This is a genomic window from Azospirillum sp. 11R-A (genome assembly GCF_049472615.1).
In the GTDB taxonomy this organism is placed as follows: domain Bacteria; phylum Pseudomonadota; class Alphaproteobacteria; order Azospirillales; family Azospirillaceae; genus Azospirillum; species Azospirillum palustre.
On record NZ_JBCEBL010000018.1, the window covers coordinates 45149 to 65983 of the forward strand.

Sequence of the window (20835 nt, forward strand, 5' to 3'; positions counted from 1 at the left end):
GCATGAACCTCCGCGCCCTGCGTGCCCAGGCCGAAGCGCGGCTGCGCAAGGCCGGCGTCGATACGCCGGAACTCGACGCCCGCTATCTGCTGGAGCATGCGTTGACCCTCACCCGCACCGATTTCGTTACGAAGGCGGAACAACATATCCCCGATGCCGATGCTGCCCATGCCCTGGCGTTGGTGGAGCGGCGTGCGGCGCGGGAGCCGGTTGGGCGCATCCTGGGGCACCGGGAGTTCTGGACCATCGATCTCGCCCTCAACCCCGACACGCTGGAACCGCGGCCGGACACCGAGACGGTGGTGGAGGCTGTTCTGGCCGCCATCTCCGACCGGAAAGCTCCGCTGCATCTGATCGATTTCGGAACCGGAACGGGTTGCATCCTGCTGGCGCTGCTGTCGGAGCTGCCGAATGCCACCGGTGTCGGCGTCGATCTGAGCCCGCTGGCGGTGGAGGCGGCGGCCGGGAACGCCGACCGCAACGGGCTGGCAGAGCGCGCCCGCTTCCAGACCGGCGATTGGGCCAAGGGGATCGCGGAGCGTTTCGACATCGTGGTGTCGAACCCCCCTTACATCCCCAGCGCCGACATCGCCACGCTGGAGCCGGAGGTGCGGGAGCACGACCCGCTTCGCGCGCTGGATGGCGGGCCGGACGGGCTGGAGCCCTACCGCATCCTCGCCGCCGAGTTGCCGCGTCTGCTGGTCCCCGGTGGACTGGTCGCGTTCGAAGTCGGGCAGGGTCAGGCGGAAGACGTGGCGGCGCTGGTCGGGGCGCAGGGGTTGGGAGACATCGCGATCCTGTGTGACCTTGGTGGGGTAAAGCGCTGTGTCAGGGCACGGAAGAGCCTGTGAGGCGGCTGCTCATCCAAAAAAACGGTTGGATCGGCAGGCTTTGGCGGGTAGTGTGCGGTACACGACCGCGAACCTGGGCCTGCGGAGCAAGAATCTCGGATGGTTTTCTGCCGAGCGCTGACCGCCATGGCCTGCCGCACGCGATGCGGACGCGTCGTTTGAACCCCGTGAGCGACCCATGGAAATCGTCCATGGCGGGCCCGGTGGCCGGGCCGCAAGGCCGGATGGCCGCCGGAGCGTTCCGGGGACTGCGCTTCTCTTGCATGGGGCCTTAAGAGCCGAATGAGACAGGGACCGAACTCCAGGCGTTCGCGTGGTCGTGGCAACAGCGGCGGCGGGGGCAGCGGCGGCGGCGGTGGAAACGGGGGTGGCGGTGCCGGCCGGCGCCAGAATGTTCCGCTGCGCCACCAGACCTTCGACAGCAACGGCCCCGACGTCCGCATCCGCGGCAATGCGTGGCAGGTGCAGGAGAAGTATCAGGCGCTTGCCCGCGACGCGATGTCGTCCGGCGACCGGGTGCAGGCGGAAAACTACCTGCAGCATGCCGAGCATTATCTCCGCATCATCAACCAGATCCAGGAATCGGAAAACCGCCAGCGCGGTGGGCAGCCCGGCAATGGGCACGGCCACCAGCCGCAGATGTCTTCGCATGGTGGCGACGAGGACGAGCAGCCGCTTGAGGATGAGACCGACGGCGAGGAACGGGCGGCCATGAACGCCTGATATGTGACGCTTACCTGAGGTGACGTTTATTCGGCCGGCGTGACCGGGTCGCCCACTGCGATCCGGCCGCCGCCGGTCACCCGGGCGCGCAGCAGCATTTGGTTGTGGCCATAGCCACGTTCCATGATGTTCGTCAGGCTGAGGTCGGCGACGCCGGTATCCGGGTTCACATCGTTTCCGGGCGTGCAGTCGAGCGCCTCCACCACCTCCAGCGTTGCCGCACCGACGGTCAGGGTCCGGCCGACCCAGCCGCGCTCCGCCCAGGGATCGATGCCGTCTACCAGCAGGTTGGCGCGCAGGCGGCGGGGATCGACCGGCTGCTTGGCAATCCGCTCCTCCAGGTCGCGCAGGCTGGCGAGGTTCAGCAGCGTGACCGACGGTTCCTCGCTGTTGCCGAAGCCGCCCTGCTGCGCTTCGATCAGGCGGGGCATGCCGGGGACGATCCCGGCCAGATAGGCGGCGAAAAATTGTTCCAGCAGGTTGCGGCCCATCGGCTGGTCCAGCCGGCCGCGCGACACCTGCCGGCCGCCGCGGCGGATGATCAGAGCCTGCGTCGCCTCGTCGAACTCGCTCTGCAAGACCGCCAGCTTTTCCGTACGATCCAGCGTGAAGAAATCCGACGGCAGGCGCCAGCCCTGCGTCTCGGTATCCAGCGCGGCCGGACCGTGCAACAGCCCGTAGCGGCGGTCGAGCGGAATCGCCTGACCGGCGGTCAGCTCGATGGCGGGAAGGTCCTGGCCGCTCATCCCCTTGACGGGATAGCGGCGGATGACGGTCAGTGTGGCGTTCATTGCACTGCACAATGAAAGGGCTGGAGCGTCCCTGTCAACCGATGCGGTGCCTATTTCTCACGCTGCGGCTGGGGTATGGCAGGCCGGATCGCCCGAACCGCCCGCTCCACCCCGTAATCTGGTGCCGCTACCAGCGTTCGGCGACGGGCCGTCGACCAAGAAATTCCTCCAGCCGCCGTCCGGTGGCCGGCGACAGGTTGGTCGGCAGCCGGTCGAGCGGGAAGAATCGGGTTTCGACGATCTCAACACCGTCGGCTTTCGGGCTGCCGCTCCAGCCACGCACGACATAGACCGCCACATGGTCGCTCGCCCCGTTGCGGAAGCGGGCATAGATGGCGAAAGGCTGAGCAGGTCGGTCGGCAATCAGCCCGACCTCCTCCCGCACCTCGCGCCGCATGGCGTCGACCAGCGTCTCTCCCCGCCCGACACCGCCGCCGGGCAGGTGCCAGCCATCGACGTAGCTGTGCCGGATCAGCAGGACGCCGGGCGATGCTGGGTCCGCCTCGTCCAGGATGATCGCCCTCACCCCCATGGTCAGCGGCCGTGCCAGCCGATGCCAGACCCCGCGCAGGCTCCAGGCGAGACGAAGCAGCCGGCCCGTCATGGTTCTCGGGATCGGCTGGCCGGCGGATGCCGGCGTCGTGCTGGTCGGGGAACCGGAGGCGGCCAGATCGGTCATGATGAAATCCGGAACGGGGCCCTTGGAAGGCGGAAAGGCGGGATGGCGGCAGTCTAGCCGCGGCCGGGAGGGATGGTGTAGGGGGCAATCGGCGGGCCGCGTGCTACCTCTTTTTCCCGATCCTAGCCGGTCTGGAGGAGGCAGGTGTGGCCGCGTTTCTCCACCGATAACCTTTCTACGCAGATGGTCTTGCATGACCTGCGGCCTTGCCTACATCTTCGGCAGCATCCTTGCGGATCGCACAGTTGCGTGGATCACGTTGACCGGGCTGCCTCGCGGACGGTCGACAGGAGAAGGGGAGCATCATGGATTTCGAGCAATACACCGAGCGCAGCCGCGGGTTCATTCAGGCCGCGCAGACCCTGGCCGTACGCCGTGGGCATCAGCGCCTGACCCCGGAACATCTGCTGAAGACGCTGCTGGACGACAAGGAAGGGCTTGCCGCCAACCTGATCCGTGCGGCGGGCGGCGACCCCAAGGCGGCCCTGTCGGCGGTCGATGCCGAACTGGACAAGCTGCCGAAGGTCGAGGGCAGCGGCGCCGGTCAGCTCTACCTGACGCCCGAACTCTCCCGTGTCTTCGAACAGGCCGAGAAGGTCGCCGAGAAGGCCGGCGACAGCTTCGTCACCGCCGAACGCATCCTGCTGGCGCTGGCGATGGCCGACGGCACCCCGTCGGGCAAGGCGTTGAAGTCCGCCGGCGTGACGCCGCAGGCGCTGAACACCGCCATCAACGACATCCGCAAGGGCCGTACCGCCGACAGCGCCAGCGCCGAGCAGGGCTATGACGCGCTGAAGAAGTACGCCCGCGACCTGACCGCCGCGGCGCGCGACGGCAAGCTCGATCCCGTCATCGGCCGTGACGAGGAAATCCGCCGCACCATCCAGGTGCTGGCCCGCCGCACCAAGAACAATCCCGTGCTGATCGGCGAGCCCGGCGTTGGCAAGACCGCCATCGTCGAGGGGCTGGCCCAGCGCATCGTCAAGGGCGACGTGCCGGAAGGCCTGAAGAACAAGCAGCTGCTGTCGCTCGACCTCGGCGCGCTGGTGGCGGGCGCCAAGTACCGCGGCGAGTTCGAGGAGCGGCTGAAGGCCGTGCTGTCGGAAATCCAGGCTGCGGCCGGCGAGATCGTCGTCTTCATCGACGAACTGCACACGCTGGTCGGTGCCGGCAAATCCGACGGCGCGATGGACGCGTCCAACATGCTGAAGCCCGCGCTGGCGCGTGGCGAGCTGCATTGCGTCGGCGCCACCACGCTGGACGAGTTCCGCAAATACATCGAGAAGGACGCGGCGCTGGCCCGGCGCTTCCAGCCGGTCTTCGTGTCGGAGCCGACGGTGGAGGACACCATCTCCATCCTGCGCGGCCTGAAGGAACGTTATGAGGTGCACCACGGCGTGCGCATCACCGACAGCGCCATCGTGTCGGCGGCGACCCTGTCCAACCGCTACATCACCGACCGCTTCCTGCCCGACAAGGCCATCGACCTGATCGACGAGGCGGCGAGCCGCCTGCGCATGGCGGTGGACAGCAAGCCGGAGGCCATTGACGAGCTGGACCGCCGCATCATCCAGTTGAAGATCGAGCGCGAGGCGCTGAAGCGCGAGCAGGACTCCGCGTCGCGCGACCGTCTGGTCAATCTGGAGCGCGAGCTGTCCGATTTGGAGCAGGAGTCGGCCGAACTGACCGCCAAGTGGCAGGCCGAGAAGGACCAGCTGCAGGGCGCGCAGAAGATCAAGGAGGATCTGGAGAAGGCCCGCACCGAACTGGAGACGGCGCAGCGCGACGGCAATTGGGGCCGCGCGGGCGAGCTGGCCTATGGCGTCATTCCGGGTCTGGAAAAGGCTTTGAAGGACGCCGAGGAGCATGCCAGCAGCCGCATGCTGAACGAGGAGGTGCGCGACAGCGACATCGCCGCGGTGGTCAGCCGCTGGACCGGCGTGCCGGTCGACAAGATGCTGGCCGGCGAGCGCGAGAAGCTGCTGGCGATGGAGGACAAGCTGCGCGGCCGGGTCATCGGCCAGGACGAGGCCATCGTCGCCGTGTCCAACGCCGTGCGCCGGGCGCGGGCCGGGTTGCAGGACCCGAACCGTCCCATCGGCTCCTTCCTGTTCCTCGGTCCGACCGGCGTCGGCAAGACCGAGCTGACCAAGGCGCTGGCCGAGTTCCTGTTCGACGACGAGACGGCGATGGTCCGGCTCGACATGTCGGAATATATGGAGAAGCACTCCGTCGCCCGCATGATCGGCGCGCCTCCGGGCTATGTCGGCTATGAGGAAGGCGGGGCGCTGACCGAGGCGGTGCGCCGCCGGCCCTATCAGGTCGTGCTGTTCGACGAGGTGGAGAAGGCCCACCCCGACGTCTTCAACGTGCTGCTCCAGGTGCTGGACGACGGCCGGCTGACCGACGGGCAGGGCCGCACGGTCGATTTCCGCAACGTGGTCATCATCATGACCTCCAACCTCGGCTCGCAGGCACTGGCCGAGCAGGCGGAGGGCGAGGACAGCGCCGCCGTGCGCGACGAGGTGATGGAAGCCGTCCGCGCCCATTTCCGGCCGGAGTTCCTGAACCGCCTGGACGAGATCCTGCTGTTCCACCGGCTCGACCGCCGGCATATGGGCGGCATCGTCAAGATCCAGCTGGGCCGCCTGACGAAGATGCTGGCTGACCGCGAGATCACGCTGACGGTGGACGAGGCGGCGACCCAGTGGCTGGCCGATGCCGGCTACGACCCGGTCTATGGCGCCCGGCCGCTGAAGCGGGTGATCCAGCGCGAGTTGCAGAACCCGATGGCGACCCTGATCCTCGAGGGCCGAATCAAGGACGGCCAGACGGTGACGGTCGGAGCCGAAGGCGGCTCCCTGACCATCGACGGCCAGCCGGTGAGCGGGCTGGTTCGCAAAGGGTAAGGGTGAAGGCCCTCTCCCCACCGGGGGAGAGGGCTTTTTCTCAGTAGAACGGCGCCCCCAACCCTTCAGCCTCGAAAGCGGCCTTCACCGCCGGACGCTCCAGAACGCGGGCGAGGTAAGGTCCCAGATTGCCCAGCGTACGTGCCGGGCGTCCCATGAAGCGGGTCCAGCGGCACAGCATGAACAGGTACGGGTCAACGGCGCTGTACGTGTCGCCCAGCAGCCACGTACGCCCTGCAAGCGCGCAGTCAAGCCCATCGAAATGACCGTTCAACCGGGTTTCGGTTGCCGCCTTGAAGGCGGTCTGCGCTTGCGCGCCCTCGACATAACGCTCGGGGTAGAAGTACAGCAGCATCTCGGCCTGGACGCTGTTGGTCAGATAGACCAGCCACTTGTAGAACTCTGCCCGCTCGGGCGTGCCGACCGCCGGGGCCAGCTTCGCCTCCAGATGGCTGTCGGCCAGATTCAGGCAGATGGCGGCGGCCTCGTACAGCACCAGATCGCCGTCCACCAGCGTCGGCACCCGGCCATGCGGGTTCAGCGCCAGATAGGCGGCGCTCTTGTGCTCCGCCCTGTCGCGGTCGAGCAGCCGCAGTTCGAAAGGGTCGCCGATCTCGCGCAGCAGGATGTGCGGCGCCATCGCGGCCGTGCTGACCATACCGTAAAGCGTGCGCAAAGCGGCTCCTCCCTTTCGTCGTTCCGGTCGAGCTGTCCCATCCGACTTGGCGTCCCGCCAGCGTCTTGCGCGCATGGCACGGATGACGGCGAAGCGGGTTTGTCGAGTGGCGAAACTGTGCGTATGATCGGCGATACTGTTTAACAAATCGAACACCCTGCGGTGAGCCGCTACGGCCATCCAGGGGAACGAACCCGACAAGACCGAACAGGAAGACCCACTCCATGACCGCTCCGGGCAGCACCGCCGGCAACTCTGCCGCCAGCCGCGACAAGGCCTTCGTCCTCCATCCCTACACCAACCTGCACGCTCATGAGACGCAGGGGCCGATGATTATCGAACGCGGCGAAGGCATCCACGTCTTCGACGATGGCGGCAAGGATTACATCGAGGGCATGGCCAGCCTGTGGTGTGTCTCGCTCGGCTGGGGCGAAGAGCGCTTGGTCCAGGCGGCGACCAAGCAGATGCGGCAGCTGTCCACCTATCACATCTTCGGCCACAAGTCGCACGAGCCCGGAATCGATCTGGCTGAAAAGCTGATCGGTCTGGCGCCGGTGCCGATGTCCAAGGTCTTCTTCGCCAATTCCGGCTCGGAAGCCAACGACACTGCGATCAAGCTGATCTGGTACTACAACAACGCGCTCGGCCGGCCGGAGAAGAAGAAGATCCTGTCGCGCCAGCGTGCCTATCACGGCGTGACGGTGGCGACCGCCAGCCTGACCGGGCTGCCCAACAACCACCGCGACTTCGATCTGCCGATCGCCCGCATCATCCACGGCGATTGCCCGCACCATTATCGCAATGGGCTTGAGGGCGAGAGCGAGGAAGCCTTCGCCACCCGTCTGTCCGAACAGCTGGAGGCGCTGATCCTGGCCGAGGGGCCGGACACCATCGCCGCCATGTTCGCCGAGCCGATCATGGGCGCTGGCGGCGTCGTGGTTCCGCCCGCGACCTACTTCGCCAAGATCCAGGCGGTGTTGAAGAAATACGACATCCTGCTGGTCGCCGACGAGGTGATCTGCGGCTTCGGCCGTACCGGCAATTTCTGGGGCAGCCAGACCACGGGCATGCAGCCGGACATCCTGACCTGCGCCAAGCAGCTGTCGTCCGGCTATCTGCCGATCTCCGCCGTAATGGTGAGCGACGCCGTCTATCGTGCCTGCGTCGAGGAAAGCCAGAAGATCGGCACCTTCGGCCATGGCTACACCTACTCCGCCCACCCGGTGGCGGCGGCGGTGGCGCTGGAAACGCTGAACATCTACGAGGAACGCGACATCGTCGGCCATGTCCGCTCGGTCGCCCCGGCCTTCCAGTCGCGGCTGAAGGCGCTGGCGGACCATCCGCTGGTCGGCGAGGCCCGCGGCATCGGCCTGATCGGCGCGCTGGAACTGGTGGCCGACAAGGGGACCAAGACGCCTTTCGATCCGCCCGGCCGCGCCGGCGCCCTGGTCAACGGTCTGGCCCAGGACAACGGCCTGATCGTTCGCGCCATGGGCGATTCCATCGCGCTCTGCCCGCCGCTGGTGATCTCCGAGGCGGAAATCCACCAGACCTTCGACCGGCTGACCAAGGCGCTCGACGCCGCGGTGCCGGTTCTGCGGGGCTAAGGAAGACAGCGGGGTTAGGGCTTCGCGCCCTATCCCCGCCGCAGATGCATCTTGCCCAGGCCGCCCAGCGCGTCGAACAGCTGGCGGAACTGGGTGAGGAACTGCTCCCAGGTGACCTTGGCAGTCGGTTCGATGGCGGCGTGCAGGGCACCCAGGCTGGTCCTGCCGTCGACCCTGGACAGGATCGGGCCGGCCAGCCGGGGCAGGGGAAGCGCCACCACGCTGCCCATCAGGTCGAATTCCAGGCTGCCGCCGGGCGGGACGGCCTTGGCCACGGTCTTGCCGTCGATGTCGCGCAGGACCGGGATCACCTCCGGCCCGTCCAGCTGGATGCAGGCGGCCTCCAGATCGGTGGGACGCAGCAGATAGGCGATGTGCTTGGTGAAGGCGCCGGTGATGCGCTCGGTCCAGGCGGCGCGCTCCAGCATGCCAAGCCCCGCCAACTGCTTCAGGACGCGGGCGTCCTTGACCCACAGCGATGGCTCGTAGCGCAGCGGGTCGATCAGCGTCGCGACGGCGAGCCCGACGCTGTCCGCCAGCTCCGCCAGCTGCGGCACGCTGTAGGGGCGGTCGCAGCTGTGCAGCAGCAGGTCGTAGAGATTGGCGTCGGCCAACCGGTGGTCGCTGATGTGCGGGTTGTTCAGCAGCCAGTTGGTCGGCGGCAGCGCCTGGATCAGCCGGCGGGCCAGCGCCACCTTCTCGGCCGGCGGCAACCCCTCGGTCATGCCGCGCAACGCCTCCTGCATCGGATAGACACCGGTGCGGCCGTAGGGCGCGTAGACCATGATGCCGATGCCGCCGCCGGGCGCCAACGTGCCGGCCAGCGAGCGCAGGCCGGCAGCCGGATCGTCCAGATGGTGCAGCACGCCGCAGCAGTCGATGTAGTCGAACGGCCCCGCTTGCGCCGTGACCCCGTCCAGTTCCAGCAGCGACCCGCGGTGGAAATCGATGTTGGTCAGGCCGCGCGCCTTGGCCCGCGCCTCGGCGACGGCGCGGCTGGCGTCGGACAGGTCGATATAGGCGATGCGGCCGGGATTGCCGGCATCGGCCATCTGCTGCGCCAGCATGATGGTGCCGTCCCCCGTGCCGCCGCCGGCAACCAGCACGCGCAGCGGCCTGGAATGGTCGATCCGGCCGCCGAAGACGTGCTGCACCAGCTCGTCCAAGTGGCTGGGCGAGCCGGTGATCAGCCGTCCGGCCTCGTCGGCCGGATTGCGCGCCGGATAGGGATAGGCTTCATACTGGGCGCGCAGGTCGTCGATGCTCATGGGAACCGCTCAACGGGAAAAATGGGCGCGGCGACCATAGCACCGCGCCCGCCCATATCGCACCTGCCCGATGACGTGCGTTCGGTGGCCGCCTTTCGCTGACGATCACCCAGCCAGGGGAACGCAGATCTCTGTCAGCCACTCGGACGGCGGCAAGGCCCGCGGGTTGTTGAGATATTCCTCGTAGCAGGGGGCGTCTCCCGGCGAGTGCCCGCTGTTGGGCAGCCACTCGCCGTAAAGCCAGCGGTAGACCGCGCCCAGTTCGGCATAGGGACCCTTGTGCCGCACAACGGCATGACGCCCGCCGGGGATGTCCACCACGCGGATCACGCCATCCTCGACGACGCCCAGGTCCAGCATCAGCCCGGCGAAGGAGCGCAAATCCTCCGGCCTCACCGATTCTGGATCGTCGTAGTAGATGGCGAAGCTGCGGGTGCCGGGGCCGGTCAGCCCCTGCTTGGACGCCCAGGTATAGAGCCGGTCGAAGCTGGTGCCGATGGTCATATAGGGGCCGGTGTGCGGCAGCCCGACGATGCGGTGGGCGGAAAGATCGCGGATTTCGACGTCGTGCATGCTGTCCTCCATCTGGTGGTTGGCCGGGACTGGAGGATTGAGCCGCCCGCGCTTGCGGTAGGCAGCCGGCGTCACGCCATAGCTCTGTCCGAAGGCGCGGGTGAAGGCTTCGACGCTGCCATACCCCGCCCGCCGGGCGATGGCCGGCATGACGATGCTGTCGCGCACCAGATCGCCCGCTGCCCGGTGCAGGCGCAGCCGGCGCAGGGTCTCCGCCGCCGTCTCGCCGGTGATCGCCCGGTAGATGCGGTGGAAGTGGTAGGGCGAGAAGCAGGCGACCTCCGCCAGCCGGTCGAGGTCGAGCGGCTCGTCCAGATGCGCGGCGATGAATGTCACCACCCGTTCGATCCGGTCTCCGTAATCGAGCCGTGTGCCGGGCTTGGCCGCAACTGCGGAACACGGCACGGGCCACACTGCCGTTGCGTCGGCGGAGATGCTGTCGTTGGTCATGGCGTGACGTCCTCCAGTCCCGCCGATGCTAGCCGGCAGTCGCTTGATCGCGCTTGCGGAGTTAGGTTGACGGCCATCCGCCCGCTGGCCGCACCTCGCCCACCCGCGCGCCGGCGCGGTTCAGCAGCGGGGTGGTCCGCAACTGCGGCACGCGTGCCCATTGCGCCTCGGTCAGCGCCTGGGTCGAGCGGATCAGGGCGGCCAGCGCCACCTCGCGGGCGCGGGCGGCACCGTCCTCGATCTTCAGCGCGATGCCGATGCCCTGCTCGGGGATCACGGCGCAGCCGACGCCCTCGGCTCCGCCCTTGACCAGCACCGCGCCTCCGGCCGCCTCCATCAGCGCCGTGTCGAAGGTTCCGGTGCCGCCGATCAGGAAAGGGTGCTTGCCCCAGGCGGCGGCGATGCGGGTGACGGCCTCGGCCCGGGCGTCGGGCAGGTCGACCGGGTCGGCGATGCGGGCCATGGCATAGGCAATGGCGCCCAGCGGAATGCCGATGGTGGGGATGGAACAGCCATCGACCCCCCAGGGCGCGCCGAACAGGTCCTGTCCGGTCATCTGTTCCATCACGCCCAGGATGCGCTGCTGCACCGGGTGTTCGTAGCGGACATAGCCCTTCAGCCGTTCGCCCCTGTGCCTGGCGGTGGTCAGGAAGCCGCTGTGCTTGCCGGAGCAATTGTTGTGGAAGGCGGTCGGCGCCTCGCCGCGGCGGACCAGATCCTCGGCGGTGGCGGGATCGTAGGGGATCTGCACGCCGCATTCGTAATCGTCGAGCGTCAGCCCGACCCGCCCGGCCCAGGACCGCACCAGTTCGGTGTGGCGCGCCTCGCCATTGTGGGAGGAGCAGGCGAGCGCCAACTCCTCATCCCCCAGCCCGAAGGCGTCGAGCGCGCCGCTTTCCACCAACGGGATCGCCTGCAGCGACTTGATGGCGGAGCGCGGGTAGACCGGCGCGTCGATGTCGCCCCAGCGCGCCAGCACATGGCCGCCGGCATCGACGATGCAGGCGCGGGCGCGGTGGACCGACTCCACCAGGCTGCCGCGCGTCACCTCGACGGTGATCGGGCTTTCCGCCGGGCCGGACAGGTCGGCACGGCCCTCGGCGCTCTCGCCAGGCTCGTGGCCGTCATGGTGGGAATCGCCGTGGTGGTGATCGCCGCCGCAGCAGGAGGAATGGTCGTGAGGATTGTCTGGGCTCATGCCGGCAAGCTTGCCTCGGGCGGGCTGCGGCGGCAAGCTCCCGCCCGGTCATATCCTTACCCAGATCAGCGGGCTCTTCATGCGTGGCTATTTCGGAATCGGGGTGGAGCGGATCAGCAAGCCGGGCAATGTCGGCAACCTGATGCGCACCGCCCATGCCTTCGGCGCCTCTTTCTTCTTCGCCATCGATCCGGAACCGGATTTGCGCGAGACGAAGCTGGTCGATACCTCCGGCGCCACGCTGCACTTGCCGCTCTACATCCACGAGCGGGTGGCCGACTTCACCCTGCCCAGGGACTGCATGCTGGTCGGGGTAGAACTGACCGACGACGCGGTGGAACTGCCCAGCTTCCGTCACCCGTCGCGCGCCGCCTATGTGCTGGGGCCGGAGCGCGACAGCCTGTCGCCCGCCCTGCTGGCGCGCTGCGACCATGTGGTGAAGATCCCGATGTCCTTCTGCATCAATGTCGGCGTCGCCGGGGCGCTGGTGATGTACGACCGCATGATTTCGCTCGGCCGCTTCGCCGAGCGCCCGGTGCGTCCCGGCGGCCCGCTGGAGGGGCCGGCCCAGCACAAGCATGGCAAGCAGATCATGCGCAAGGAGGACCGCCGCCGCCGCATCCGCGGGGAGCAGAAGCCGGTCGCCGACGAAAGTGACGAGTGAGTGCGACGAGTAAGGATGCGGGATCAGAGCGGCAGCGGATCGTCCCCGGCGACGGCGCAGATCCGCTGCACCACCGCGGGCTTGGGCACCGACAGCTCGCCCTGTTCGAAGGCCACCACCTGAAGCCTCCCGCGCACCGTTTCCAGCAACTCGCCCCGCCGCAGCAGGAAGTCGGGAGAGGACGGGCGGCCGAAGCGGGCATTGCCGTCGGCGAAGGTCTCGTAGATCAGCACGCCGCCCGGTTCCAGCGCCGCCAGGATGGCGGGGAAGAGCGGGCGGTGCAGGTAGTTGGTGACGACGATCCCGGCGAAGGTGCCGTCAAGCGGGAGGGAGGTGGGAGAAATGCCCGAGTCGCGGCTTTCCAGGTCTGCCTGAACGAGGGTGACGTTCGTGCCGCCATCCAGGTCGGCGACGCCGCCGAGGTCGCGGTCCAGCCCCACCACCGGATGGCCGAGGCGATGGAACAGGCGCAGATGCCGTCCGCCGCCGCAGGCGAGGTCGAGCACCGGCCCGCCCGCCCGCACCAGCGGGGCGAATCGCTCCACCCAGGGGGAGGGCGGCGACAGCGGATGGGGTGTGGGCATGGAGAAATTCCCTTATCCGGACTTTTTTCGATGGTGTCGGGAACGATATCACAGGAGGTACGCGCGTATGGCCCGTCCGGCGTTTGACGGCGCGGCCCGGCCGTGCTGAATTAGGGCGATTCCCGAGTCGCGCCGCAACCCGGACCGGCGTGCCCGGATTTGTCTTTCCTGCTGCGGGTCAGTTGGGGCTTGTGGGGATATGATCCTCTTCGCGTTGAGATGCTCGGCCGACCACCAGTTCGAAGCGTGGTTCCGCAACGGTGCCGCCTATGACGAACAGGCGGCGGGCCATCAGATCGCCTGTCCGATCTGCGGCGACACCGTGGTCGGCAAGGCGCCGATGGCCCCGCGCATCGCCAAGGGCGTCGCCAAGGCCGCCGACCGTGCCCGCGAACAGGCCGAGGCCGTCGCGGCGAACGCTCCGTCGATGACGCCGCCGGCCGCTCCCGCCGCTCCCGCCACTGCGGCACAGCTCCCCCTTCCGGCGCCGATCCCCGCGCCAGTCCCGCTGCCGAACGCCGCCGATGTGGTCGCCGCCCTGCCGCCGAGCCTGAACGACGCCCAGCGCGAGGCAGTGGCGGAGGTGATGCGGCAGCTGACCGAGGTGCGGCGCAGCGTGGAGAAGAACTGCGACTATGTCGGCGACCGTTTCGCCGAGGAGGCGCGGCGCATCCATTATGGCGAGACCGACCCGCGCGGCATCTATGGCGAGGCGTCGGACGAGGAGGTTTCCGAACTCCACGAGGAAGGTGTGACATTTCACCGCATCCCCTGGATTCCGCGCACCGATTCCTGAAGGCCAGCCGGTCCCGGCAGGGTGGCGCCACCGCGCGGCCCTGCCATTGAGTCCCAACGAAACCGTTTGAAAAGCTGACTGTTTGAAAGGCGCGCCCGGCAACGGGGGCGCCTTTCCCGTATGGCGCTACAGCCTTGCCCAGGCTTGCTTTTTTCGGGGCCGTCCGCCCCCTTGGCGCCCACCCCATCGACCAAGGTAGGGGGTGCGCCCAACAATGATCTGTATCAAACAATTGGGCAGGTCAAGGGCGTACGAATTACGGGAAGAAACCCGGACGCGACCGCCCGGACGGCAAATGCCCGCAGGTCCAGAAGACCCTGTCTTGCCAGAAGATCCTGTCTTGATGGATCGCAGAAGCTTGCCGGCACTCGATGAGGGGACGCACATGAGTCAAAGCGCACAAAGGATTGTGAACAATCCAAAGTTCCAGGAACTGGTGGCGAAACGGTCCGCCTTCGCCTGGACTTTGTCGATTGCCATGCTGGTCATTTATTTCGGTTTCATCCTGCTGGTGGCGTTCGGGAAGTCGTTCCTGGGTACGCCGATCGGCTCCGGCGTCACGACCTGGGGCATTCCCATCGGCGTCTTCACCATCGTGTCCGCCTTCATCCTGACCGGCATCTACGTGCATCGGGCGAACGGCGAATTCGACGAGCTGAACCGCCAGATCCTGGAGGAGTCGAAGTGATGCGCGCCATCCACTCCCGCATTGCGGCCGGTATGGCTGCTGCAACCGGGGCGGCGCTTCTGCTGCCCACCGGCGCCATGGCCGACGCCATCGGCGGTTCGGTGCAGAAGCAGGCGACCAACTGGTCGGCCATCCTGATGTTCCTGGCCTTCGTGTTGTTCACGCTGGGCATCACTTACTGGGCGGCCCGCCGCACCAAGTCGGCCAAGGACTTCTACGCTGCCGGCGGCGGCATCACCGGCTTCCAGAACGGCCTCGCCATCGCCGGCGACTACATGTCGGCCGCGTCCTTCCTGGGCATCGCCGGTCTGGTGTACGCCTCGGGCTTCGACGGCCTGATCTATTCGGTGGGCTGGCTGGTCGGCTGGCCGATCGTGCTGTTCCTGATCGCGGAGCGGCTGCGCAACCTCGGCAAGTACACCTTCGCCGACGTCGCGTCCTACCGCTTCCAGCAGACGCCGATCCGCACCCTGTCGGCTTGCGGCTCGCTGGCCACCGTGACCTTCTACCTGATTGCCCAGATGGTTGGTGCCGGCAAGCTGATCCAGTTGCTGTTCGGTCTCGACTATCTGGTCGCCGTCATCCTCGTCGGCGTCCTGATGATCGGCTACGTCACCTTCGGCGGCATGCTGGCAACCACTTGGGTGCAGATCATCAAGGCGGTGATGCTGCTGTCCGGCGCGTCTTTCATGGCCTTCATGATCCTCGCCAAGTTCGGCTTCAGCCCCGAGGCGATGTTCAAGGCCGCCGTCGAGATCCACCCGAAGGGTCTGGCGATCATGTCGCCCGGCACACTGGTGTCCGATCCGATCTCGGCGATCTCGCTGGGCATGGCGTTGATGTTCGGCACCGCCGGTCTGCCGCATATCCTGATGCGCTTCTTCACGGTGTCGGATGCCAAGGAAGCCCGCAAGTCGGTCTTCTATGCCACCGGCTTCATCGGCTACTTCTACATCCTGACCTTCATCATCGGCTTCGGCGCGATCCTGATGATCCTGGCTCCCGATGCCAACGGTGCCTACCCGTTCCTGACGGCCGGCCCGGCGGCCGGTGCCAAGGCGGCGATCACGGCGATCATCGGCGGCACCAACATGGCGGCCATCCACACCGCCCATGCGGTCGGCGGCGACCTGTTCTACGGCTTCATCTCGGCGGTCGCCTTCGCCACCATCCTGGCGGTGGTCGCGGGTCTGACGCTGGCCGGCGCCTCGGCGGTCTCCCATGACCTCTACGCCTCGGTCTTCGCCAAGGGCCGTGCCAACGAGGCGGACGAAATCCGCGTGTCGAAGATCACCACGGTCGTCATCGGCATCGTCTCGATCATCCTGGGCGTCGCCTTCGAGAACCAGAACGTCGCCTTCATGGTCGGTCTGGCCTTCGTCATCGCCGCTTCGGCCAACTTCCCGATCCTGCTGATGTCGATGTTCTGGGGCAAGATGACCACCCGTGGTGCCGTGATGGGCGGCTCGCTCGGCCTGATCTCGGCGATCGTCCTGCTGGTTCTGGGTCCGACCGTGTGGAAGGCCGTGCTGGGCAACCCGGCCGCGATCTTCCCCTACGACAACCCCGGCTTCTTCACCATCCCGCTTGCCTTCGCCGGTATCTGGTTCTTCTCGATCACCGACAACAGCGCGCAGGCCCAGAAGGAGCGCAAGGACTTCGAAGCCCAGTACATCCGGTCGCAGACCGGCCTGGGTGCCGAGGGTGCCTCCGCCCACTAAGCGGTTGCCCATCGAGCGATCAAGCGTTCGAACGAACCGGGCGGAGCGACAAGAACAGGGAAGGGACCGCGTCTCGCACCGCGTCCCTTCCCCCCTTCGGGGACGGCCCAAGCCCGTGCGGTGACCGAACCACGCCGCCAAATGTCGCACCCGCTTCCGGCCTTGGGCCCGGCGGGTGTATCCTGGAAAGCGCCTCCGGATCCGGTCCGGAGGCGCTTTTTTATGCCCGCTTTTCCCGATGCCCCGCCCTCCTGTGACGGAGCCTGCCCGTGCAGCACGCGATGCCGACCGCCTCCCCGGACTTCGATTTCGGCCAGCCCCCCTTCGACCTGCTGACCGGCGATCAGCGGACGGCGCTGGCGGGGGCGCTGGACATCGCGCTCTACCCGCGCGACGCGGTCCTGCTGTCGCGGGAGGAGCCGACCGATGCGATGTTCGTCGTGCTGCGCGGCACCGTGCAGGAACGCCGCGGCGGCGAGGTGGCGGCGGTCCACGGACCCGGCGACCGGTTCGGCTTGCAGGCCCTCTATGGCGCCGCGGGGGCCGGTGCTGGCGGCAGTTCCGCCCGCCGTTTCGTCGCGGCTGAGGAGTGCGCCTGCCACCTGATCCCACGCCCCGCACTGGAAGCGCTGTCGGCGGAGAATCCCGAGTTCGGTGCCGCCATCATCGGCGATTTCGCCCAGCGCATGCGCGATCTGGCGGCGTTGCGGTCCAACCGCGAGATGGCGGCGCTGACCATGGCGCGCATCCGGCAGGCCTATCTCCACCCGCCGCTGTTCGTCGACGCCGCCGCCAGCCTGCGCGATGCGGCCGAGGCGATGAAGCAAAACTGTGCCAGCAGCGTGCTGGTGCGCGGGGCCGATGGAACGGTCGGCATCCTGACCGGCACCGATCTGCGCGACCTCGTGGTGCTGGCCGGCCGGCCGGTGAGCGAGCCGGTCGGGCCGCTCGCCCGCTACGGACTGCTGACGCTGGACCGCGACGACCTGCTGTTCAATGCGCTGGTGCTGATGACCAAGCATGCGGTGCGCCGGGTGGTGGTGACGGAGAACGGTGCCATCGTCGGGCTGTTGGGGCAAAGCGACCTGCTGGCGGTGCTGTCCAACCATTCCCAGGTCATCGGGTTGCAGGTGGAGCATGCCACCGACCCCGCCGACCTGCGCCGGGCCAGCCGCGCCATCGTCGAACTGATTCGCACCCTGCATGCCACCGGGGTCAAGGTCTCCTTCATCGCCGATCTGGTGACCGAGCTGAACCGCCGAATCTTCCGCAAGCTGTTCGAACTGCTGGCCCCGCCGGACCTGCTGGCCAACAGCTGCCTGATCGTGATGGGCAGCGAGGGGCGCGGCGAACAGCTGCTGAAGACCGACCAGGACAACGGCCTGATCCTGCGCGACGGCTTCGACTGTCCCGACTTGGCCGACATCGCCGCCGACTTCACCCGCCATCTGGTGGAGTTCGGTTATCCGCCCTGTCCCGGCAACATCATGGTGTCGAACCCCGAATGGACCCGGCCGCTCGCCGGCTACAAGGACGCGCTGTTCAACTGGGTCCATCGCCCGGACGAAGCGGCGCAGATGAACCTCGCCATCTTCTACGACGCCGCTCCGGTGGCCGGCGACGCCACGCTGCTGGCCGAGGCGAAGGACTATCTGCTGAGCCGGTTGCAGGACAACCAGATGTTCTTCACCCAGTTCGCCCGCCCGGCCCTGTCCTTCGACACGCCGAGCGGCCTGTTCGCCGCCCTGTTCGAGCGGCGCCGGGCGGAAGCGGTGGACATCAAGAAGGCCGGCATCTTCCCCATCGTCCATGGTGTGCGCGCGCTGGCGCTGGAAAAGCACCGGGTGGAAACCAACACGGTGGAGCGCATCCAGGTGCTGGCCGAACTGGGGGCGCTGGACCGCAAGATGGCCGCCGATCTGGTGGAAGCCTTCACCATCCTGTCGACCATCCGCCTGAAGGCGCGCGTCGATCTTCCCGATGACGGGCCTGAGGGGGAGGGAGCGGAACTGGCGATCGACAACCTCGTCCACCCGGACCGGCTGGGCAAGCTCGACCGTGACCAGTTCAAGGACTGTCTGGCCCTGGTGAAGAGCTTCAAGGAGCTGATCGCCCACCATTTCCGCCTGAACCATTGAGGCGGCGACCATGGCGCACTCCGATCACACCGACGCCGACCGCCGGGAGCATGTGGCGGTCCATTGCGAGGCGACCAGCTTCGATCCCGAGTCGGCGAGGCCGCTGACCTTCGCCGCCATCCGCATCCGCGGTCCCCGCATCCTGACCGGCAGCGCCCTGCTGCTCCATCCCGGCAGCGACACCGGAATGGCCGAGGCCGGCGACCTGCTGCATGCCTTCATCGGCGGCCGGCCGCTGGTCGGCTATTACCTGGATTTCTCCGTCGCCATGGCGGAACGCCTGACCGGCCGCCCGCTGCCGGAGGAGCGGACGGAGGTGTCGAGCCTTTATTACGACCGCAAGATCCGCAGCCTGTCGAAGCAGGCGGTCGACCTGCGGCTGGACAGTCTGGTCCATGACCTCGACCTGCCGGTGCGGCCCGACGGCGCCTTCGGCATCGCGCTGACTGCAGCGATGGCGTGGCTGCGGTTGACGCAGGATGGGCGCTGAGGAGACGCGGGACGGGTCAGAACCCGATCCGCTCCACCTCGAAGGCACGGTCGTGGGTCAGCGACGGCACCATGCCGCGGGCTTCCGCGATGCGGTCGAGGTCGAGGTCGGCGATGATGAAGCCGACATCGGTGCCGGCATCGGCCAGCACCTCGCCCCACGGCGCGATCAGCAGGGAATGGCCGTAGGTCTGGCGGCCCTTGTCGTGGCTGCCGGTCTGGGCCGGGGCAACGACGAAGCAGCCGGTCTCGATGGCGCGGGTGCGCAGCAGCGTGTGCCAGTGGGCGCGGCCGGTCGGCACGGTGAAGGCGGCCGGCACCGTCAGGATCGACGCCCCCGCCTTGGCCAGCGCCCGATAGAGATAGGCGAAGCGCACGTCGTAGCAGACGCTCATGCCGATGCCGCCCCACGGGCTGGAAGCGACAATCGCCCGTTCGCCCGGCCGGAAGGTGGCCGACTCGCGGTAGGATTCGCCGTCCTTCAACGTGACGTCGAACATGTGGATCTTGTCGTAGGAGGCGACGACCTGCCCCCTGCCGTCGAACAGATAGCTGCGGTTGGCGGCGCGTCCGTCCTCCAGCAGGACATGCAGGGTGCCGCCCAGGATCCAGGCCCCGGTCTCCCGCGCCAGATCGGCGAAGAAGGGAATGCCGGGATGCTCCGCCTCGCTGCGGACGCGCTGCATGGTCTTGTCGCGGCCCTGGACGATCCAGCCGACGTTCTCCGGCAGAGCGATGAAGTCCGCCCCGGCATCGCGGGCACGGCGGACGAGATCGCCCGCCGCCCGCAGGTTCGGCTCAAGCTCCGTGCCGGCATTCACCTGGACGCAGGCGGCCCTCAGCACGCCGGTGCCGGCGGCGCCCCCGCTCACGCGGCGATGCCGAGCAGCGGGTCGAGCTTGCCGGCGCGGTCCAGCGCGTGGATGTCGTCGCTGCCGCCATACGGCTTCCCATCGATGAAGACCTGCGGGACGGTGGTCCGGCCTTCCGACCGCTCGATCATCTCGCTGCGGCGGCCCGGCTGGGCGTAGAGGTCGATTTCCTCGTATGTCACGCCCTTGCCGTCGAGCAGGCTCTTGGCCCGCATGCAGTAGGGACAGAAGGGCGTGGTGTAGATGACGACGTCGGCCATGCCACTGGGCTCCTTTTGAACGTGGAGAAACTATAAGGTCAACCCACGAGGGGCGCCAGACGTTGCAGCCCGCATGCGACGCCGGTCAGCGTCGCCGGCCGTGGCCCTTTTCAAGCGTCAGCGCTGCACCACGCGTGCCAGTGTCAGCACATCGACCCGCGCCGCTCCAGCCCGCAGCAGGACCCGCGTGCATTCCGCCAGCGTCGCCCCGGTGGTCATCACGTCGTCGATCAGCACCAGCCGCTGTCCCGTCACCTGCTCCTTTGCCGACTGTCCCGGCCGCAGGCGGAAGGCGCCCTTGACGTTGCGGTGGCGCCCCTGGCGGTCCAGCCCGCCCTGGGTCGGGGTGGAGCGATGGCGTTGCAGCAGGTCGGGCGTGGCGGGAACGCCGCTGTGCCGTGACAGCGCCTGCGCCAGCAGGGCCGCCTGGTTGTAGCGGCGGCGGAACAGGCGACCGCGGTGCAGCGGCACCGGCAGCAGCCGGTCGGCATCCGCCAGCAGCTCCTTGCCGGCCCGCGCCAGCCAGACGCCATAGGATTTGGCGGCATGGATGCGGTCGCCATGCTTGAAGCCGAGAACCAGCGGCCGGCTGCCGTCGTCATAGGCCAGAACGGCGCGGGCGCGGGCGAAAGGCGGCGGGGCCGCCAGGCAGGCGCCGCACAGCACACCCTCCTGCGCCTCATATTCGAAGGGAAGGCCGCAGCAGGCGCACAGCGGCGGGGCGATGAAGGTCAGCTTGACCCAGCAGGCCGCACACAGGCCGCCCTGCCGGTCCACCGCCTCGCCGCAGCCGAGGCAGCGCGGCGGTAGCAGCGCATCCAGCAGCAGGGCCGCCGCACCGGTCGCGATGCGGCCAAGTCCGGCGAGAGGGCCGGGGAGAGGGGCAGGCGCCTGCATC

Annotated in this window: 20 protein-coding genes; 10 read left to right on the top strand and 10 right to left on the bottom strand. The window is 67.9% G+C overall.

Annotation, left to right across the window (positions count from 1 at the left end):
* The first annotated feature begins 2 nt into the window (after positions 1 to 2).
* Positions 3 to 851 carry a peptide chain release factor N(5)-glutamine methyltransferase gene (prmC, locus tag VH569_RS22255; RefSeq protein WP_423318009.1) on the top strand — a complete coding sequence of 283 codons (849 nt, stop codon included), beginning with the start codon at positions 3 to 5 and terminating at the stop codon, positions 849 to 851.
* A 282-nt stretch (positions 852 to 1133) separates the two neighbouring features.
* The gene (locus VH569_RS22260) at positions 1134 to 1574 is read left to right on the top strand and encodes a DUF4167 domain-containing protein (protein WP_423318011.1); all 441 of its coding nucleotides are present in this window, start codon (positions 1134 to 1136) and stop codon (positions 1572 to 1574) included.
* A 26-nt stretch (positions 1575 to 1600) separates the two neighbouring features.
* Here the strand turns inward: VH569_RS22260 and VH569_RS22265 are convergent, their stop codons facing one another.
* Positions 1601 to 2365: an MOSC domain-containing protein gene (locus tag VH569_RS22265; RefSeq protein ID WP_423318013.1), complete on the bottom strand. Its 765-nt coding sequence runs from the start codon at positions 2363 to 2365 to the stop codon at positions 1601 to 1603.
* 127 nt (positions 2366 to 2492) lie between these two features.
* Entirely contained in the window at positions 2493 to 3044 is a 552-nt protein-coding gene (locus VH569_RS22270) for an NUDIX domain-containing protein (RefSeq protein WP_423318015.1), read from the bottom strand.
* Positions 3045 to 3349: 305 nt separating this feature from the next.
* Here VH569_RS22270 and clpB point away from each other — a divergent pair, with 305 nt between their 5' ends.
* Positions 3350 to 5953 carry an ATP-dependent chaperone ClpB gene (clpB, locus tag VH569_RS22275; protein ID WP_423318017.1) on the top strand — a complete coding sequence of 868 codons (2604 nt, stop codon included), beginning with the start codon at positions 3350 to 3352 and terminating at the stop codon, positions 5951 to 5953.
* A 40-nt stretch (positions 5954 to 5993) separates the two neighbouring features.
* Here the strand turns inward: clpB and VH569_RS22280 are convergent, their stop codons facing one another.
* Complete coding sequence (locus VH569_RS22280; protein WP_423318019.1) at positions 5994 to 6629, bottom strand: glutathione S-transferase family protein; 636 nt, start codon at positions 6627 to 6629, stop codon at positions 5994 to 5996.
* A gap of 224 nt (positions 6630 to 6853) precedes the next feature.
* Between VH569_RS22280 and VH569_RS22285 the strand changes: the two genes are divergently transcribed.
* Positions 6854 to 8236, top strand: a complete 1383-nt coding sequence (locus VH569_RS22285; protein WP_423318021.1) for an aspartate aminotransferase family protein — start codon at positions 6854 to 6856, stop codon at positions 8234 to 8236.
* A 29-nt stretch (positions 8237 to 8265) separates the two neighbouring features.
* Here the strand turns inward: VH569_RS22285 and VH569_RS22290 are convergent, their stop codons facing one another.
* From VH569_RS22290 to VH569_RS22300, 3 genes are all read right to left on the bottom strand, one after another.
* Positions 8266 to 9504 carry a class I SAM-dependent methyltransferase gene (locus VH569_RS22290; protein WP_423318023.1) on the bottom strand — a complete coding sequence of 413 codons (1239 nt, stop codon included), beginning with the start codon at positions 9502 to 9504 and terminating at the stop codon, positions 8266 to 8268.
* Between the two features lie 105 nt (positions 9505 to 9609).
* Positions 9610 to 10527, bottom strand: a complete 918-nt coding sequence (locus VH569_RS22295; protein WP_423318025.1) for an AraC family transcriptional regulator — start codon at positions 10525 to 10527, stop codon at positions 9610 to 9612.
* Positions 10528 to 10588: 61 nt separating this feature from the next.
* Complete coding sequence (locus tag VH569_RS22300) at positions 10589 to 11725, bottom strand: asparaginase (RefSeq protein ID WP_423318026.1); 1137 nt, start codon at positions 11723 to 11725, stop codon at positions 10589 to 10591.
* A 79-nt stretch (positions 11726 to 11804) separates the two neighbouring features.
* Here VH569_RS22300 and VH569_RS22305 point away from each other — a divergent pair, with 79 nt between their 5' ends.
* The gene (locus VH569_RS22305) at positions 11805 to 12389 is read left to right on the top strand and encodes an RNA methyltransferase (RefSeq protein WP_377808363.1); all 585 of its coding nucleotides are present in this window, start codon (positions 11805 to 11807) and stop codon (positions 12387 to 12389) included.
* A gap of 23 nt (positions 12390 to 12412) precedes the next feature.
* On the opposite strand, the gene VH569_RS22310 is transcribed toward VH569_RS22305, so the two are convergent.
* Positions 12413 to 12973 (bottom strand): class I SAM-dependent methyltransferase, encoded by a 561-nt coding sequence (locus VH569_RS22310; protein WP_423318028.1) that lies wholly within the window; start codon positions 12971 to 12973, stop codon positions 12413 to 12415.
* A 199-nt stretch (positions 12974 to 13172) separates the two neighbouring features.
* On the opposite strand from VH569_RS22310, the gene VH569_RS22315 reads away from it, so the two are divergent.
* The 5 genes from VH569_RS22315 (at position 13173) to VH569_RS22335 (ending at position 18806) form a co-directional block, all read left to right on the top strand.
* Positions 13173 to 13769 carry a DUF1178 family protein gene (locus VH569_RS22315; protein ID WP_423318030.1) on the top strand — a complete coding sequence of 199 codons (597 nt, stop codon included), beginning with the start codon at positions 13173 to 13175 and terminating at the stop codon, positions 13767 to 13769.
* Between the two features lie 385 nt (positions 13770 to 14154).
* A complete protein-coding gene (locus VH569_RS22320; RefSeq protein ID WP_098738812.1) occupies positions 14155 to 14457 on the top strand; it encodes a DUF485 domain-containing protein in 303 nt (100 codons plus the stop codon).
* Entirely contained in the window at positions 14457 to 16178 is a 1722-nt protein-coding gene (locus VH569_RS22325; protein WP_423318032.1) for a cation acetate symporter, read from the top strand. Before VH569_RS22320 ends, VH569_RS22325 begins: the two co-directional genes overlap by 1 nt.
* Positions 16179 to 16447: 269 nt before the next feature.
* Positions 16448 to 18316, top strand: coding sequence for a DUF294 nucleotidyltransferase-like domain-containing protein (locus VH569_RS22330; protein WP_423318034.1), 1869 nt, complete (start codon positions 16448 to 16450; stop codon positions 18314 to 18316).
* Between the two features lie 10 nt (positions 18317 to 18326).
* On the top strand, positions 18327 to 18806 hold the full coding sequence (locus VH569_RS22335) for a DNA polymerase III (protein ID WP_395458947.1): 480 nt from the start codon (positions 18327 to 18329) through the stop codon (positions 18804 to 18806).
* Between the two features lie 16 nt (positions 18807 to 18822).
* Here the strand turns inward: VH569_RS22335 and VH569_RS22340 are convergent, their stop codons facing one another.
* From VH569_RS22340 to VH569_RS22350, 3 genes are all read right to left on the bottom strand, one after another.
* On the bottom strand, positions 18823 to 19677 hold the full coding sequence (locus VH569_RS22340) for a carbon-nitrogen hydrolase family protein (protein ID WP_423318036.1): 855 nt from the start codon (positions 19675 to 19677) through the stop codon (positions 18823 to 18825).
* Complete coding sequence (gene grxC, locus VH569_RS22345; RefSeq protein WP_098738817.1) at positions 19674 to 19937, bottom strand: glutaredoxin 3; 264 nt, start codon at positions 19935 to 19937, stop codon at positions 19674 to 19676. The genes VH569_RS22340 and grxC overlap by 4 nt, the downstream gene beginning before the upstream one ends.
* Positions 19938 to 20054: 117 nt before the next feature.
* Positions 20055 to 20834 carry a ComF family protein gene (locus VH569_RS22350; RefSeq protein WP_423318038.1) on the bottom strand — a complete coding sequence of 260 codons (780 nt, stop codon included), beginning with the start codon at positions 20832 to 20834 and terminating at the stop codon, positions 20055 to 20057.
* Position 20835 lies beyond the last annotated feature (1 nt).